Annotated in this window: 19 protein-coding genes; 17 read left to right on the forward strand and 2 right to left on the reverse strand. The window is 56.0% G+C overall.

All coding sequences use genetic code 11. From position 1 onward, the window contains the following. The 8 genes from DXA18_RS15695 to DXA18_RS13800 form a co-directional block, all read left to right on the forward strand. The coding region (locus DXA18_RS15695) for a hypothetical protein (protein ID WP_199665588.1) at nucleotides 1–941 on the forward strand (941 nt) is incomplete at its 5' end. Continuing rightward, a complete protein-coding gene (locus DXA18_RS13770) occupies nucleotides 923–1,288 on the forward strand; it encodes a hypothetical protein (protein ID WP_118384381.1) in 366 nt (121 codons plus the stop codon). The genes DXA18_RS15695 and DXA18_RS13770, both read left to right, overlap by 19 nt. Before the next feature lie 11 nt (nucleotides 1,289–1,299). Continuing rightward, nucleotides 1,300–1,836, forward strand: a complete 537-nt coding sequence (locus tag DXA18_RS13775) for a hypothetical protein (protein WP_118384382.1) — start codon at nucleotides 1,300–1,302, stop codon at nucleotides 1,834–1,836. Continuing rightward, on the forward strand, nucleotides 1,826–3,859 hold the full coding sequence (locus DXA18_RS13780; RefSeq protein ID WP_158567149.1) for a VirD4-like conjugal transfer protein, CD1115 family: 2,034 nt from the start codon (nucleotides 1,826–1,828) through the stop codon (nucleotides 3,857–3,859). Before DXA18_RS13775 ends, DXA18_RS13780 begins: the two co-directional genes overlap by 11 nt. Nucleotides 3,860–3,923: 64 nt before the next feature. Further along, nucleotides 3,924–4,118, forward strand: coding sequence for a hypothetical protein (locus DXA18_RS13785; RefSeq protein ID WP_117527907.1), 195 nt, complete (start codon nucleotides 3,924–3,926; stop codon nucleotides 4,116–4,118). A 29-nt stretch (nucleotides 4,119–4,147) separates the two neighbouring features. Then, complete coding sequence (locus DXA18_RS13790; protein ID WP_082421059.1) at nucleotides 4,148–4,372, forward strand: hypothetical protein; 225 nt, start codon at nucleotides 4,148–4,150, stop codon at nucleotides 4,370–4,372. Nucleotides 4,373–4,390: 18 nt separating this feature from the next. Then, entirely contained in the window at nucleotides 4,391–4,828 is a 438-nt protein-coding gene (locus DXA18_RS13795) for a PrgI family protein (protein ID WP_082430262.1), read from the forward strand. Beyond that, nucleotides 4,749–7,505, forward strand: a complete 2,757-nt coding sequence (locus DXA18_RS13800; RefSeq protein WP_147344057.1) for a VirB4-like conjugal transfer ATPase, CD1110 family — start codon at nucleotides 4,749–4,751, stop codon at nucleotides 7,503–7,505. Before DXA18_RS13795 ends, DXA18_RS13800 begins: the two co-directional genes overlap by 80 nt. 302 nt (nucleotides 7,506–7,807) lie before the next feature. Here the strand turns inward: DXA18_RS13800 and DXA18_RS17705 are convergent, their stop codons facing one another. Together DXA18_RS17705 and DXA18_RS17710 are read right to left on the reverse strand one after the other, a co-directional pair. Beyond that, nucleotides 7,808–8,131, reverse strand: a complete 324-nt coding sequence (locus DXA18_RS17705; RefSeq protein ID WP_442873213.1) for a hypothetical protein — start codon at nucleotides 8,129–8,131, stop codon at nucleotides 7,808–7,810. 84 nt (nucleotides 8,132–8,215) lie between these two features. Continuing rightward, nucleotides 8,216–8,671: a hypothetical protein gene (locus DXA18_RS17710; protein ID WP_442873214.1), complete on the reverse strand. Its 456-nt coding sequence runs from the start codon at nucleotides 8,669–8,671 to the stop codon at nucleotides 8,216–8,218. A gap of 328 nt (nucleotides 8,672–8,999) precedes the next feature. On the opposite strand from DXA18_RS17710, the gene DXA18_RS17715 reads away from it, so the two are divergent. The 9 genes from DXA18_RS17715 (at nucleotide 9,000) to DXA18_RS15850 (ending at nucleotide 15,819) form a co-directional block, all read left to right on the forward strand. After that, nucleotides 9,000–9,317, forward strand: coding sequence for an NlpC/P60 family protein (locus DXA18_RS17715; RefSeq protein ID WP_158567150.1), 318 nt, complete (start codon nucleotides 9,000–9,002; stop codon nucleotides 9,315–9,317). A 22-nt stretch (nucleotides 9,318–9,339) separates the two neighbouring features. Then, entirely contained in the window at nucleotides 9,340–10,203 is an 864-nt protein-coding gene (locus tag DXA18_RS15560) for a hypothetical protein (RefSeq protein ID WP_147345603.1), read from the forward strand. A gap of 34 nt (nucleotides 10,204–10,237) precedes the next feature. Next, nucleotides 10,238–11,302 (forward strand): type IV secretion system protein, encoded by a 1,065-nt coding sequence (locus DXA18_RS13820; RefSeq protein WP_158567151.1) that lies wholly within the window; start codon nucleotides 10,238–10,240, stop codon nucleotides 11,300–11,302. Nucleotides 11,303–11,419: 117 nt separating this feature from the next. Continuing rightward, a complete protein-coding gene (locus tag DXA18_RS13825; protein ID WP_118384387.1) occupies nucleotides 11,420–11,749 on the forward strand; it encodes a hypothetical protein in 330 nt (109 codons plus the stop codon). Next, a complete protein-coding gene (locus DXA18_RS13830) occupies nucleotides 11,750–12,682 on the forward strand; it encodes a hypothetical protein (RefSeq protein WP_118384388.1) in 933 nt (310 codons plus the stop codon). Between the two features lie 61 nt (nucleotides 12,683–12,743). After that, a complete protein-coding gene (locus DXA18_RS13835; RefSeq protein WP_118384389.1) occupies nucleotides 12,744–13,988 on the forward strand; it encodes a hypothetical protein in 1,245 nt (414 codons plus the stop codon). Between the two features lies 1 nt (nucleotide 13,989). Beyond that, nucleotides 13,990–14,529, forward strand: coding sequence for a hypothetical protein (locus DXA18_RS13840; RefSeq protein WP_118384390.1), 540 nt, complete (start codon nucleotides 13,990–13,992; stop codon nucleotides 14,527–14,529). Between the two features lie 29 nt (nucleotides 14,530–14,558). Next, nucleotides 14,559–14,798: a hypothetical protein gene (locus DXA18_RS13845; protein WP_117527892.1), complete on the forward strand. Its 240-nt coding sequence runs from the start codon at nucleotides 14,559–14,561 to the stop codon at nucleotides 14,796–14,798. 58 nt (nucleotides 14,799–14,856) lie between these two features. Continuing rightward, the gene (locus DXA18_RS15850) at nucleotides 14,857–15,819 is read left to right on the forward strand and encodes a hypothetical protein (protein ID WP_199665589.1); all 963 of its coding nucleotides are present in this window, start codon (nucleotides 14,857–14,859) and stop codon (nucleotides 15,817–15,819) included.

A 15,819-nucleotide genomic window follows, 5' to 3' on the forward strand; every position in this document is an offset into this window, starting at 1 on the left:
GTGAGCAGGTGGTCGTGCCCTTTGGTACTTCCGAGGAAGCCGCCTACTATGCGCAGGTATGCCGCGAGAATGGTACCTATGCCGCCGCCTACACGGACAAACAGGGAAACGGATTCCTTGCCTTTGCCAAAGAGGATGCTAAGACCGTCGCAGGGTATGCCCCGCAATTTAAGGACGTGATGGCGCGTCTCGATGAGCAGCGTATCACCGATGCACTGAATCACGCGGAACCCGTGGATAAGAAGACCATGGATTCCCTCACAGAGCTGACAAGCTATCCCGACCTCCCAGCGGAAGACGTAACGGTCATTCCGGTCACCATCCGTTACAAGGATGCACCAGACGAGACTTACGATATGCTCTTTAGCGAGCAGGATACCGAAAACCTCAATATCGACGATTCAATTTGCTTCTCCGGATACTCCCACAAGGAGCTTACCGAGATGGTTGGTCGTGAGACTCATGAGGATTTCGATGTGATTGCTGTCAGTGACCCCTATAAGGTTCACGCGACGCAAGTGAAAACGGATGCCCCGGAAAAGACTTATGACGCGCCGGGAAAGGATGCACCTGCCCGCAGTGATAAGGTTTCCCCGCTTCGTGCCGAGGACACCGCCATCCATACCCAGAACATCCGAAACGCTGCCCAAAAGGCAAGGGAAGACTGTACGGACTTTTCCGACTTCGAGCGCAAGATGAACGCGCAGGGCTTCGGTGTGACTGAAACCAGCAAGGGTGAGGTCATGGCCTACGAGCCTGCAAGTCTGAATAAGGACGGTTCGGTACCGGCGTATGAGCGCGGTCGCGACTGGCCGGTCTCTGCGGAGACGTTAAAGAACCGGTACGACCTCGATGTGACCCACAACTGGTTCGAGCAGAATACCCCGAGGACGCTGGCACCCTCCCGGATGGAGACCTTGCCATGCAGAATGCGCGTCTGACGCAGGAGCAGATGCGTGACGAACAACAGATGCTAGAGCCGGTTGCATCCGACGGTTCCATGGATAACGACGGGCGCACGCCCGACCCGAACTCCGGTATTGAGAGCCACGATGGCGCAGATACCGATTCCCGCACCGCCGTCATGGATGCGGAGCAGACCGGAAGCGAGATTCGCCCCTCCGATATTCGCGAGGAGCAGCAATATGATTCCGAGTCCTATTCCCTCACGGGGGAAGCACGCGATATGACCGCTGCCAAGAACCAGATGGATACGGAGACGAAGGCGCAGGAAACCACGCGTGAGCATGGTTCGAGCCTGCCCTTTAACGGCGAAGACGTATTGTAAGGAGATAGACCATGACACTCAAAGACAAATTGCCGGACAGGCTGAAATGCTCCCCGCTTCTTACCATGGAGTCGGACAGCGATATCGAGACCATCGCAGAATCCATCGTGAACCTTTCCGATTCAGATGGGGACTTCTTTAAGAAGACGGAAAAACTCCTTCTGATGGCAGCCCTTGGATATTTAAGGGACTGGTGCGAGCCTTCCCAACGTACCATCGGGAACCTCATCTCCCTTCTTGATGCCGCCCTGCCAAAGGACAACGAGACCCATACCACCCTCGACAACCTTTTCTATGAAATGAAGTCCGGGTGCAAGCGCGTGAAATCGGAAGATGGCATCACAACCCTCTGGGAGCCTTCCGCCCTTTCCCGGTGCGACGGTCTCACTCCGCGCGATTCCAACGGTATTGATGTGTCCGAGGACTTTTCGCTCACCTGCTATGAAGGATTCCGTCACGCGGCCACGCGGGAGACGCGCACAAGTATTGTGACCACGCTCCTGCTTGTGCTGGAAGCAGTGGAAAAGGAGGATGCGTATGGCAAATAGCGCGAACCCGGAAATCAATAAGAAGATTGCCACCTCGGCACTCGGTACCCTCTTCATCGCCACGGTCTTCTTCTATCTCGGTGACCGCTATGCCGAAACCCTCGTCACCTATCCGGGGCAGATTTTCGACCATCTGGGCGATGCCATGCTCACCATGTGGGAGACCATAAGGGTCTCGCCCTTCACCCTCGATATGACCAGTAACTCCCTGCTGTTTGGCGGGGCTTGCTTTCTCATTATCTGGATGATTTGGCTTCGCTACGTGGCATTCATTGGAAACTACCGTTCCGGCGAAGAATCCGGTTCCGCCCGCTGGGGCACTGTGAAGGAAGGAAAGAAGTTCAAGGACTTGCAGACCGAAGACAACAATCTTCTCTTCACCAAGAACTTCGGCCTTGCCCTGCACCGCCCCAAGTTCGACCCGGAATATGACCGCAACCTAAACGTCCTCGTTGTCGGCGGCTCTGGCTCCGGTAAGACCTTTAACTACGTGACCCCGAACATCTGCCAGCTCAACACCAGCTACTTTGTCACCGACCCAAAAGGTACCCTTCTTAAGGATGCCGGATACCTGTTCACGGACAACGGCTATAAGCTCAAGAGCTTCAATACCATCAACCTTGATGAGTCCATGCACTACAACCCGTTAAAGTACGTGAAGACGGATACCGATATCCTCTCCTTCGTGAACTGCTTCATTATGAACACGAACCCCGAGGGGAAATCGAGCGGTGACCCGTTCTGGGAGAACGCCGAAAAGATGCTCTACACGGCGCTCATCGCCTTGTTGCGTGACTGGTTCCCGGCGAAGGACTACAACATGTCCTCACTTCTCACGCTCCTCTCCCTTGCGGAAGCACGAGAGAACGATGAGAACTTCAAGTCCGCACTTGACCTGATGTTCTTGCAGATTGAGGAGGGCAAGAAGTACAAGCAGAACGACGGCTCTTCTCCTGACGCTGCGGGAAATGCCGGTCTCTCAAGGAGCTTTGGCACCAAACAGGCAGATAACGGCTGGTCTTGGGTGCCCAGTAAGTTCAAGCGCAACTCCGACGGTGTGAAGCCCGCCGACTGCGGGGGACTTTCCGCCGACGAGGACTTCGCCCTGATGAACTACAAAAACTTCAAGGTGGCCGCAGGAAAGACCTTAAAATCCATCCTCATCTCCTGCAACGTGCGCCTTGCGCCCATCGCGACGGACGGCGTGCGCGAGCTTTTGACCTACGACGAGATGGAGATTGACACCCTTGGTGACCCGGATGCGAAGGTGGCGATTTTCGGCATCCTCTCCGATACCGACAAGACCCTCAGCTTCTTGTTCGCCATCCTCATGTGGCAGACCATCGACCAACTGTGCCGAAAAGCCCTTTCGGATTATGGCGGGAAACTCCCGACCCCGGTGCATTTCATCTTCGATGAGTTCGCCAACATCGGCACTATCCCGCAGATTGAGGAGACCATCGCGGTCACCCGTTCCCGTAACATCGGCATCACCATCATCCTGCAATCCATGAGCCAGCTGGAAAGCAAGTACGATAAGAAGGCGCAGACCATCATCGACTGCTGCGACTCGACGCTCTTCCTCGGTGGCAAGTCTAACTCCACCAACAAGGAGATTGCGGAGATGATTGGCAAGCAGACCATCCATCAGATGACTTATAACGAGTCCACGGGACAATCCTCAAGCGCCAGTAAGAACTTGCAGATTCAGGGTCGTGACCTTATCGACGCAGCAGAAATCGGAAAGATGAGCCGCCTAAAGGCAATCCTGCTCATCGCCGGTACCAACCCGCTCATGGATGATAAGTACGACCCCCACGCCCATAAGCGATACCGCTATATCGTGGATAAGCGCAACTGGAAGCGTTTGCATAAGAACTCCTTCGATTTCGAGCGGTATCTGAAAAACGGCTGCGAGCCGTACACCCCCGATGAGGATATGGGTGCGGAGTTCACAGCGTGGAAGTGGGCGGCATGGAAAAAATCAAGGAAGGGGCTTCTGGGCATATTGCTAAACCGGTAGTCACTTATAATTAAGAGAAATGCCACGCGAAAAAGGCAGAAAGGGGACGAATGGAGGAAGGAACTTGGAAACACTCGTCAAACTCGCCGCCCCGGCGATAGGAACCGCTGCGGGCGCATTCACCGTCGTGGGAATCATCTATCTTGGGATGACCCTCGCGGGACTTCTTCGCGGCGGGGGCGGGGAGATACGGAAAGCCGTTGCAATCATCGTCGCGGGACTTACCTGTATCGCCTTTGCCCATCTGTACGGTTACTAGAAAACAAGTAAACAAGAAAGGAATCAACCATGCTGGAAAACGTGAAAAACCTTCTCTCTGATGGTGTAACCGCCCTCGGCGGCATCCTCATCGTCTTCGGCCTTGTGAACCTTGGTCTTACCATCAAGGACGGTATGCAGGGCGGCGGCGGTCAGCTCTCCGGTGCCCTCGCCATGATTATCGGCGGTGCCATCGTCGTGGGTGCTGCCGTGTACTTCAAGACCGGTATCAACTGGGGTTCCCTCGCGGGTTAGAAAGGAGCGATATCTAACATGCTCTCTGTAGCAGTACACAAGGATATCGCCGAGTATCAGCCCAAAATCGTAGGCAAGATGACCATGCGCACCCTGGTATCCATCACGGGTGCGCTTTCTGTCTCGGTACTTGCCGGGCTTTACATCTACTTCGTTTTGGGACTGAACGTCAGCGATTGCACCTATTTTATCTACGCCGTCTCGTTGCCGTTTTGGTGCGTGGGCTTCGTGAAGCCCTGCGGGATGCCCTTCGAGCAGTTTGCTCCGCTTTGGCTTAAGGCAAACTTCACGAACGACCGCATCTTCTACAAGCCGTCCATGCGTCTTGCGGGACTTCTCTCTGAGTCGGAAAACAGCAAGCAGAAAGGAACTATCTATGGAAAACACTACCGAAAGCAGGGAAACCTTCGCGGCATCGAATCCTACTCCCCAAGGGCAGGACGGGTCATCTCTTAACGCCGCATTTGACGTGGACGCGTTCGTCCACGCATCCGGTGACGGGTTCGGGAACACCGCGCCCCTGCGCTCCGATACCGGCGCTATCGACATGGATGCCATCTCTCAGGTCGCACACGTCACGCAGGGTGCCGGAAAGCTGACCCGAAAGGAGAAGAAGCACGCCAAGCGCGAGATGAAGCGCAGGAAAAAGGAAGCCAAGAAGGCCGAGAAGGAAGCGAAAAAGACCTACAGCTCCATCAAGTCCCAGTTAAAGGACAGGGACAAGGAGCTGTCCGATAAGATGGCCGATGCCAGAAAGAAGCGCGACTCCGCGAAAGACGTGGTGAACTACATCGGCTACAACAAGATGTATCAGGACGGCATCTGTGAGGTGGAGGAGGGAATGTTTTCCTCTTCCATCGCCTTCGATGACACCAGTTACCACTCGGTGCGCGATGAGCAGCAGAAAGCCATGTTTTCCGCCATCACCCGCCTTTACGACCAGTTCGGTGCGGATACGCTCGTGCAGATGAGCGTCATCAACACGCCGCTCCTCAAGGAAGAGGTCGGCCACCGCAAGTTCTTCGACCCGGAGCGTCAGGCAAACGATGCTGCAAGGAACGACGCGCAGGTGTTCAACAACATCCTGAACGATAAGGTGAAGGAGGGGGTCAGCAACATCCGCAGGAACCGCTACCTCACCTATTCCGTGACGGCGGACACCGCAGAAGATGCAGCGCGTCAGCTCTCCCGTATCGAGGTCGAATCCTCCCGCATCCTAAACTCCATCGGCAGCAAGGCACACCTTATGAACGGCACCCAGCGCCTTTCTGTCATCCATTCACTCTTAAACCCCTATAAGCCGTTCCTGTTCGATTACCAGCGCGATATTTCCGCCAAGCGCTTACAGACTACCAAGGACTGCATCGCACCGACGCAGATTGATTTCCGCCCGGACGGCCACTATAACGACTGCGTAAAACTCGATAACGGGGTCTACGCACAGGTACTCGTGATGAAGAAGTTCGGCTCGGAACTTTCCGACCGCGCACTTGCCGACATGGCAGACCTTCCTATCCCCATGGCTATCACGTGGTACGTGCAGCCCATGGATAAATCCAAGGCTATCAATTACGTGCGCACCCGTTCCGCATGGATTGACAAGGAAATCATCGAGGAACAGCGCTCGGCAGTGAACAAAGGCTATGACTTCTCCATCCTCCCGCAGGAGCTGAAATACTCCAAGGAGGAGACGGAGGACGTGCTCGACCACTTGCAGAACAAGAACCAGCGTCTCTATGTCTTCACGGGGCTTGTCTACACTTACGCGGAGAGCAAGGAAGCGCTGGATACGCAGGTACTTCGCATCATCTCCACGGCACGTCAGAACTCCATCGAGCTTGACACCTATGACTATCGCCAGCGTCAGGGACTTAATTCCATCCTCCCGCTCGGCCATAACCACGTGGAAATCTCCCGCATGTTCACCACGGCGCAGGTTTCCATCCTCGTGCCGTTTGCCACGCAGGAGCTTGACGATGCAGGCGGCAACTTCTACGGCCAGAACAAGCACAGCCGCAACCTCGTGGTCTGCAACCGCAAGAAGCTCACCTCGCCGATGGGCTTCGTCTGCGGCAAGACCGGCTCCGGTAAGGGTATGTTCACCAAGACCGAGATGACGGGCACCATCTTCTCCAATCCGACGGACGAGATTTACGTCATCGACCGTGCAGGCGAGTACACCGCTATCGCCGAACGCTACGGCGGTAGCACCTACCACTTCGGCGTGGGTACCGGAACCCATCTGAACCCCTTCGATACGGTATCCGTGGAACACATGACGAGAAACGAGCAGATTGCGTTCAAGGTGGACGCGATGTTAGCTCAGGCGGGCGCTTCCGCTGCCGAAGCCGGGTCGAACTTCTCTGAGGTTGACCAGTCACTCGTTCAGCGCTGCACCGAGCTTGCCTTCCAGAAGGCCGCAGAGCGCGGAGACAATCTTCCGCCGACCTTACAGGACTTCTACGATGCCGCGAACGAGCAGCCGGAGGAGCAGGCACAGGTCATCGCACTCCGTTACGAGCGATTCGTGAAGGGTTCCATGAACTTCTTCAACCATCAGAGCAACGTCGATTTCAACACCCGCATCGTGGACTTCAACCTGAAAGACCTGCCGGATTCCATGCTGGTCTTCGCCCTCATCAATGTCTGCGAAGCCGTCCGCAACCGCATGTACTTCAATGCAAAGCGAAACGTCCGCACATGGCTCTACGTCGAGGAGATGCAGAGTATGTTCGCGTACCCGACGGTACTTAACTACTTCTCCCGCTTCTCGAATGAGGGTCGAAAATTCGGACTTTTGCTGACAGGTATCAGTCAGAACGCCACGGCGATGCTCGCCAACGAAGCGGCGCGAAATATCGTCCTCAACGCGGACTTCCTCATGCTTCTCAAGCAGTCCCCGCTCGACCGTATGAAGTGGGCGGAACTTCTGAACCTGTCCGAGCAGGAGGAGGAATGCATCGACGAGTCCGCAGAGCCGGGTGACGGCCTGCTCATCGCAGGTAACGCCCGCGTGCCGATTCGCGGCAAGTTCCCGTCTGGCAACGTTCTCTATGACCTGTTCTCCACGAACCCCAATGAGACGAAGAAGACGGGGCTTGGGGACAAGAAAGATGCAAAACCCGTTATCTAGCAACCCAGTAAGAAGACCCCGGAAAGGACGGTGAACGTCAGATGAAGGCTTCGGATTTCACGACCGGCGGAAACGACCGTGAGAAAGCCATGAGTAATCTCCTCAAGACCGAAAAGACGGATGCCGTCAATACCGGTCTGGTGGAAAAGGCAGATAAGAGCGCCAAAGCCTTAAAGGGTGACCTCTATTCCGTCGGCAAGAAGGGCACGCACGGCGCGGGAAGTACCGCCCTCGATGCCATCGCAAGGAAACGTAAGAAGACTTCCGCCGCCGATGCCCTTGACGGAAAATCCCGTAGCCAGCTAACCGGAAAAAATGCCCTCACGAAAAAGGTGCAGTCTCGCCACAATCTGAATAAGAGCCTGAAACGTGGTGCAAAGGGTGTAGCCGCAAAAGCTGCCCACAACGCTCTCAAAGACTCCGAGCTGGAAGGCACGGACGATTTGGTCGCAACCACGCACACCGGCGCGAAACTTGCCGGAAAGGCGAGAAAGCACCTTCGTTCCGGTAAGGATGCACTTGAAAAGAAAGACTCTCTCGGTGCCCTCTCGGAAAAGAAATACCGCACCGAGAAACTGGATAAAAAAGCTGCCCAGAAGCGGATGCAGTTCTCCAAATACTTCCATCGGAACGTCTACGAGAATGCTGCGGCGCAAGCGGGAAAGAAAAAGGCGCTCACGATTCTTTCCGGTGGCATCAAGGGAATGCTTTCATCGCTTGCCGGTGCCGTCTCCCAATTCTTTCCACTCATCATTGCCTTCATCTTGGCCTTCGGCCTGATTTCCGTTGTCGGTGGAGGTGCCGCCGATGAGGAGCAAAAGAGCGCATCCCTTGACGGGATGCCCGCATGGGTCACCTACGACCTCGTGCTCGCGTGCCTGAACGCCCACGAGCAGTACGGATATCCCGCTTCGGCACTCCTCGGCCAGATGATGATTGAGAACGGCACCTCGGACTCCGGTTCCGACCTCGGGCGGCTGTACCACAATTACGGCGGCGTGAAATATGCCGGTTATGACTACGGCGGACTCATCACGGGTTCCGTTAAAATGCTCACCACCGAATACAGTGCTTCCGGCTCTGCCTACAAGACCTACGCGAATTTCGCCGTCTTCAAAGACGATGATTCGTACATGAAGTACCGGTGCGAGCATCTGTATAAACAATCCAACTACACCCGTGTCCCTAACTACCAGAGGCCATCGACACCAACAACTCCGAACTCTTTTTGCGTGCCCTCGGCGAGGTGGGTACTACACCGCGTCGCAGGACAGCTATATCGCCCAGTACCGTTCCATCTGCCAAGCCTATCCCCTTGTCGCGCAGCTCGATTCCATGACCGCAGAGGAGTTCAAGAATCGGTACTCCGGCACTACCCTCATTCCCGGTGGCGGGCAGGACTACCAGAGCGCCGACCAGTGGCAGAAGGATATCGTAAACGCCTGCTCACAGACTCCATGGCCGGGAGCCGACCGTTGCGCCACATGGACAACAATGGTCTATGCAAGAGCCGGTCATGCCGTCGGCGGCAACGGCAATACGCAGCTCGGCAATCAGGGATACGGTGCCAATTACAGCCAGAAACGCGCCACCACCGACCTCTCCCAGATAAAGGTAGGAATGCTCATCTCCGCCCAATACGGCTCCAATACCGCCGCCGGTAACGCTTACGGGCACGTCGGCATCTATATCGGTGACGGCAAGGTCATGGATAGCATTTACTCCGGTCTGCGCACCATCTCCCTGTCCGATTGGGTTTCCCAAAACGGAAGAGGATGGGTTGTCTGCGGCTATCCATGGGACTGGCGCTAGGAAACCAGAAAGGATACCTGCTATGAAGAAACTGAAAGCATGGATGGCGGAACACAAGAAGTTTTCCGTCATCGCCCTGTGCCTGCTCCTGATGTTCACCTGCGGCTCTGCCATGAGCGCCATCAACGTGTCGCATCACCGCGCGGAAGCCGCAAAGGAGCAGCACGCAGAAAATAACACGGACACTACCACAGCCGCTGAGAAGAAGACGAAGGAGGAAACCGGGAAGGTGGAGCTTACCGATGCCCAGAAGGAAATCATCAAGGGATACGATACCGATACCAAGGAACTCATCGACACCCTCTCCTCTTCCGTCTGGTCGGTAAGCGAGGGGCGCTACACCCTCAAGTTTGCCGATGACTCCTACGTGGAAACGGTGAACGGAACTCCGACCGTCCATAGTTACGCCATCTCCCGCGTGGAAAAGACCTCCGATGGGTACGGCGGCTATCTCTATACCATCGTCTTCGAGACCGATACCGGCACCCATATCGTGACCTACACGGACGGTAGCGGTGCTGCGGTGAACTCCGATTCCAAGACCCCCGGTGAGAACACCATCTCCACCCTTACAAGCTCTACGATGTTCGCTCAGAAAAACACCGCATACGAGCGTGCCGAAGCGGTGGCAAACATTACCGTGAAGGGCATGAACAGCGAAGTCACAAAACTCTTCGGCGGGGATGAGAAGGCCGTCACCACCGCCCTCTCCAAGTGGTGCGCCGTCCATTACCCTTCCGTCACCGAAGCTACATGGCAGAAAGTCGTGAACCTCGATTATGAGAACGGGGTCATCACCACGGACTTCAAGCTCAACGACTCGAACTCTGTTTCCGTCACCTGCGTTTACGAGCAGTCCACGGGCGAGTTCTCCTTCGAGGGCTAGGGGAGCATCGCCATGCAGGCAGAAAGGAATCTCTATGAATGAACAACTGACTTTACAATCCACACAGCGGGAGGAGACGAAGACGGTTCCCCTGCGCAGGAGAAAGGTTTGTCTCGCGGGCACATTCGCGCTCTTCGCCGCCTGCGCACTCGTGCTCCTCATTCCCCATCCGGCCTACGCGGGTGTCATCGGGGACTTCCTTGATATCCCCAACATGATTAAAACGTGGCTTCTCCAAATCGCTGCCACGCTCTTCAACACCTATTTCGGTGTCATCAACCAGACGCTTGATGCGAGGTTCATTTCCGGGCCGTTCAACGAGCTTTTCGGAACAACCGAGCCGTATGGCGTGATAAAGGACTTCTATCAGGCCGGGGTCATCCCCGTTGCCCATGCCATCCTGGGTCTCTTCATGCTGATGCAGCTCATCAAGATTAGCCAGCGCATCGACGCGACGAGCACCCTTCCCGCCGTGAAGGATATCGTATTCCTCGTGGTGACCTACTGCATCCTCAGCTACTTCATCGACAACGCCCTCGACCTTGTTTCCGCCATCTACGGCATCTTCAACGACCTCGTTGGTAACGTGTCGGACAAACTGCAATCGAAAAACTGGTATGAACCCGGAATCAAGATGACCAAGGACGATGCGACCGATGCCACGCTCGGCGGATGCTTCCTCCTTTCGATTTTCGGACTCATTTCATGGGTGGTCGGACTCGTTTTCTATGCCGTTTCGATGGTCGTTGCCCTCGGGCGTTCCGTTCAGCTCTATGTCTATGCCGCCTTCTCTCCGATTCCCATTTCCCTTCTCGGCTTCGAGGAGACGAAGCAAATCGGAATCGGTTACCTCAAGAACTTTGCGGCAGCAGCCCTCGCAGGCGTGGTCATGGTTCTCATCCTCTACCTCTATCCGCATCTTGTGACCGCCCTCGCGGTTTCCGGCGGACTTGGAAAGGCTGAGATGCTTGGTCTCGCACAGGGCGTAGAAACATTCGACTCGTTCGGTGTCATCATCAAGACTATCGCCGTTCTCATCACGACCATGATGGGGCTTGTAAAGTCCGGCTCTTGGGCAAAGGAAATCCTTGGCGCATAGACGCTTACCGAAAACCTGCTACCACTCACCGAAGGGGCGTGCCGAAAACGGTGCGCCCCTTCCCCTTAATAAGTTATTATTGGGAGCCAAGCAGGTTCCCATCAGAAAGGAATTGCCATGGCATACAACACCCCAGAAAGCGTTGCGGATTACCTCTCCCGCTTCCAGATGCAGGTTACCGAGCGCACCAAGGGAACGTTCTCCCCGATGCATGTGAAATACTCCCTCGCCCTGAAAATGGGCAGCTCATCTTTCGAGACCACTTTCCAGTCGAATCCAAATGTTCACGGTGAGCCGACTGTCACGCAGGTCTTCGGTGCCCTTGCATCCGACGCAATGCTCGCCCGCGATTACGGGATGGACGAGTTCGCGGATGAGCTCTGCGCTGACATGAAGCCTTCCGAAGCCATCCGCTCCTATAATTCCTGCAAGGATACCTATAACTGAATGCGTGATTCGCTGCACCTGTCGAACGGCGATATCGCGTCCCTTTCTGAGGTCATCGGCGAGAACGAAAGCGAAGTCGGCGCACTGGTCGAGCAGGCCGCTTCCGAGCGTGCCGCCCGTCATGCCTATGACCACCCGAAGCTGCCGAAGGGTTTCGTTACTATCGAGCAGCTGCAAGGAGACCTTGACCTCGGGGACTTGCGCGACGAGGTGGAGGATTTTGATTTCGACGGTGACCTCACCGACGCGTTCAGTGAAACTGCCGACTATAAGGTCGATGACAACTATCATGCCCTTCTCTCGTGGCTTCCAGACCACACGGAGTGGTTGGAACAAGCCGAGTTCGACGGCCTTCTCGAAGGCTGCAAGGGCGATATCTACAAGATGGTTCAGATGGCGCAGTACGAGTGCTTCAAGTCCGACCTCTACGACCATCGCGAGGATATCTGCCGTTACGGCACCCTCGACCAGCTGAGGGATATGGGGGTCTATGCCATCCGGGAAAGCCTTGCAGACGAAATCTTAAACGACCTCTCCTATGATGAGGATTATGCGCCGACCGATGACGCGAAGGATACCATCATGGGTGCCGTAAGCGCCGCGTTCGAGGAGCGGTACGGGGAGGACTTCGCTGAAGTCGCGACCGACTTTTGGCAGGATATCGACGATATCGCAGGTCGCGCAAACCCTTGCATCCTGAGTGTGGATACGGTACGCGCCGTGAACGAAAAGGGATACGACGCGGTGTTCGCCGAGCAGTGGAAGACCGAGCTTTCTGAGTGCGATATCGACCCGGAAGCGGTTTCCGTTGACAGCGAAGCGCACGATATGGAAAACGGCAGGGATGGGCTTGATGGTAACGCCCCGGAAAAGGATGCCCCGGAAAAGGACGATAGAGATGCACAGCCGCCTGTAGACACCGACAACCGTTAGAAATGTGCATGGAAACGGGTGAGGGCAAGGCTCCGCCCGTTTTCTGCTGAAAGGAGACTCTATGGAACCGAAACCGAAAGAGCGTATCGTCTTCGACGAAGACTCCTACTACGGAGACGAAGGCGCGGAATGGGCGGTAAACGACCTTATGGAACGTAAAGGTCTGACCGAGGATGAGGTGCGCGAGAGCTTCACCGACGATGAGGTTTTCCAACACGCGATGAAGCTGCGCGACTTCGATTACGAGGAGGAGATGCGGGCGCTTACCGCCTTCTTCGATGGGAAGAAGTCAGACATGTCGGATTTCATCAACCCTTACGGCGGCAACCACATTTTTGTGGCTGGCAGCGTAGAACGTTGGGATGACACAATCCCCGTTATCACCGTCTACAAGGACTTCGATGCCGCCACCGATTGCTCTCCGTCCCGTTTCGGTCGGGGCAACGTTTTCGCCGACTGCGAGATTCAGAAGGTCTGGGACGAAAACGGCACGCTTTACCTTGCCGGTGCCCACCATGACGGGCGCGTATCCGTCGAGATGCGTCAGCTCACCGATGAGGGCGAACGCCTTTGGGGACAGCTCGATTACGAAGATTATCTGCCCCTCGAAGGGCTTACCGCCATGGGAAAGCACTATGAGCTTGGCGATGAGAAGCAGTTCATCCACGACCTCTATAACAGCCCGGAACTCTGCGCCGCCCCCCGTTACATGGAGCAGTCCTTCGGATGCCCTTCTGAGGAATACGAGAAAGAGGAAGTGACACTCCCTCACGATTTCACCACCGGCAAATGGCGTGTGCATCTTATCTACCCCGGAGAGCGTTACGGTCTCGATGGTTGCCTGACCTATGAACTAAATGCTTACTCTGGCGCACCTGCCGCCGCCCATCGCGCGTCCTACCCCCTTGTGGAGTTCTACGACACCTCGCAGGATGCCGCACGCTTCCCGGGCGGTCAGTTCGTCTCTCGCTACTACATGACCGACCTGCTTGAGGACAATTCCATTGCCGTCTCCCTCGACACGATGCTCAAGAACGGGAACCCGTTCTCCCTTGATGGCGGTATCCCCGCTTGGACGGTTGAAGGCGATGACCTTGCGAAGGTGAACGACTTTCTCAAGAAAAGCTGCATGGAGTTCTGCGGCTCCCTTCCCGGTGACGAAATGGGTGAGGACAGCTACTCCCTCACGGGGGAAGCAAGAGATGCTGCCACCTCCCGCAATGGATTGAACGAGAACCGGAAATCCGTTGCGGAGATGATTCAGGAATGTTTCGATTCCATCGAGAACAACGGAGATACCATTTAGCATGAAGCGTAAGAAGACGAAGAACTTTAACTATTCCTGCCCACGCGAGTTCACTACCGGCAGGTGGCGCGTGCATCTCGTCTATCCCGGTGAACCCCGCGCGGATGGCGGCTTACCAAAAAGCGAGAATGAAAATCCCCCCTGCGGTGACACGATGGTCGAGTTCTACGATACCGAGGATAACGGGCAGTTCGTAGCCAGTTTCCACATGAACACCCTGCTCGGCTACCCTTGGAACGGAATGGTCGGTGCCGACCTCGACGGCCTTGAAGCGCATGGATTCGCTTATCCACTCAGCACACAAGCCGCAACCGACTGGCTTGAGGGCGATGACCTTGCGAAGGTGAATGCTTTCCTCAAGGAGACCTGCAAGGAGGTCTTCGGCATCCTGCCCGGTGCGGACGATGGCGGCTATTCCCTTTCGGGGGAAGCGAGAGAAGCCGCCCTATCGCGCTTCGCTCTCCCGGAGAACAGGAAAGCCGCCCTCGATGTGATTCGGAAACTGAATGAGTCGAGAGACAGCAACGAAAACGCCCTTTAGGCGTTTTTGGCAAGAAAGGAGAAATGGACATGGCAGAAGATTTCGGTGACAGCACGGGAAGCGGCCTTGTGAATACCGCCAAACAGGCCGCAAAAGAGGTCGTTCAGGCCGTCGTGACAAAGGGTGCGGGCATCGGAGGAAAGGGCGGTGGCGGTATCTCCCTCTCCGGGGAAGCCAAGGACATGATGGCAGCTTCCAAACAACTTGCGGGCGCATCTGCCGCACCTTCCCGCGAGCATCTGGTCGCAAAGCCCGACCTCTCCCGTTAGATAGAACCACAGAAAGCCAGCAAACCGCACAATTAGAAACACAGAAAGGATGATTGCCATGCCAGATAACGACTTCTGGATTGGGCAGGAGCAGATTCCCGTTGACCTCACCCTCCTGCTCACCTACTCCAACGATGAGGACTATTGGTACGCTCCGGGGGAGTATGCGCTCAGGGTCTATACCGTCGATACCCTGAACACCAACTTCGCCCGCCCCTGCTTCGCGCTCGGTGAGCGCACGTCCGACCCGGAGATGGAGGATGTTCACGGTGCTATCGAAAGCACCCTCCACGAACTTCTCGATTCCGGTGCGACACCCGAGGACGTGTACCGCATCATGGGACTCGTTAAGGAGAGCGAACTTTCCCCCGAGACCAAGGAAGCTGACAGCTATCTTCCCATCGACCTCGGCTATTGCATCGACGGAAATATCGTCTCCTATGAAGCGGTGCCGGAGAGCGTTGCGACGGTGCCTGAAAACGTAGACTACCCCCGTTACGCGGAAGCGATGGAGAGTCATGTGCCGCTTCCCATCGCTACGCAGATTGCTAAGCATGATTTTTCTCACAGGCAGGCGGATATCCTCATGGAAGCCGCCCGCAGCCCGCACGTCTCGCCCGAGACGCTTGAGACGATAGCCGACAAGACCCTTTCGTCCGGTAAGATGCGCGGTCTTCTGGATATCGCTTCTGTCGGCAAGAACCCCCTCGATTTTCGCAATATGGACGAGCAGACACTTAAGGCGGCTGTTTCCGTGCTATTCCACGGCGGCAAAGACCTCCCCGTGACGGAGCTTGACCTTGCGCAGCTGCGTTCGGTAGACCTCGCGCTGATGGACGGGGCTTCCCCCGCCGAAGCCATGCGTGCAGCCGAGAAGTCTACATCCGCCGAGCCGGAAGCGACTGCCGCATCCCTCGCATCCGAAGCCCGCGACGCGAAGGCTGCTCGCACCGAACTCGATAGCCAGTCGGAAACGAAGGATGCCCCGACGCGCTCGGAACAGGCGGACACGTCCCTGTAG

It is taken from the genome of Dorea sp. AM58-8 (genome assembly GCF_003464045.1).
Lineage (GTDB): Bacteria > Bacillota > Clostridia > Lachnospirales > Lachnospiraceae > Claveliimonas > Claveliimonas ammoniilytica.

Coding starts and splice junctions, on each gene's coding strand:
- DXA18_RS13770 (WP_118384381.1), top strand. CDS start 923: ATGCAGAATGCGCGTCTGACGCAGGAGCAGATGCGTGACGAACAACAG.
- DXA18_RS13775 (WP_118384382.1), top strand. CDS start 1,300: ATGACACTCAAAGACAAATTGCCGGACAGGCTGAAATGCTCCCCGCTT.
- DXA18_RS13780 (WP_158567149.1), top strand. CDS start 1,826: ATGGCAAATAGCGCGAACCCGGAAATCAATAAGAAGATTGCCACCTCG.
- DXA18_RS13790 (WP_082421059.1), top strand. CDS start 4,148: ATGCTGGAAAACGTGAAAAACCTTCTCTCTGATGGTGTAACCGCCCTC.
- DXA18_RS13795 (WP_082430262.1), top strand. CDS start 4,391: ATGCTCTCTGTAGCAGTACACAAGGATATCGCCGAGTATCAGCCCAAA.
- DXA18_RS13800 (WP_147344057.1), top strand. CDS start 4,749: ATGGAAAACACTACCGAAAGCAGGGAAACCTTCGCGGCATCGAATCCT.
- DXA18_RS17705 (WP_442873213.1), bottom strand. CDS start 8,131: ATGGAAGTATTTGGAGAACTGCATCCGCTTCTGGGCAGCTTTTTTATC.
- DXA18_RS17715 (WP_158567150.1), top strand. CDS start 9,000: ATGGTCTATGCAAGAGCCGGTCATGCCGTCGGCGGCAACGGCAATACG.
- DXA18_RS15560 (WP_147345603.1), top strand. CDS start 9,340: ATGAAGAAACTGAAAGCATGGATGGCGGAACACAAGAAGTTTTCCGTC.
- DXA18_RS13820 (WP_158567151.1), top strand. CDS start 10,238: ATGAATGAACAACTGACTTTACAATCCACACAGCGGGAGGAGACGAAG.
- DXA18_RS13825 (WP_118384387.1), top strand. CDS start 11,420: ATGGCATACAACACCCCAGAAAGCGTTGCGGATTACCTCTCCCGCTTC.
- DXA18_RS13830 (WP_118384388.1), top strand. CDS start 11,750: ATGCGTGATTCGCTGCACCTGTCGAACGGCGATATCGCGTCCCTTTCT.
- DXA18_RS13835 (WP_118384389.1), top strand. CDS start 12,744: ATGGAACCGAAACCGAAAGAGCGTATCGTCTTCGACGAAGACTCCTAC.
- DXA18_RS13840 (WP_118384390.1), top strand. CDS start 13,990: ATGAAGCGTAAGAAGACGAAGAACTTTAACTATTCCTGCCCACGCGAG.
- DXA18_RS13845 (WP_117527892.1), top strand. CDS start 14,559: ATGGCAGAAGATTTCGGTGACAGCACGGGAAGCGGCCTTGTGAATACC.
- DXA18_RS15850 (WP_199665589.1), top strand. CDS start 14,857: ATGCCAGATAACGACTTCTGGATTGGGCAGGAGCAGATTCCCGTTGAC.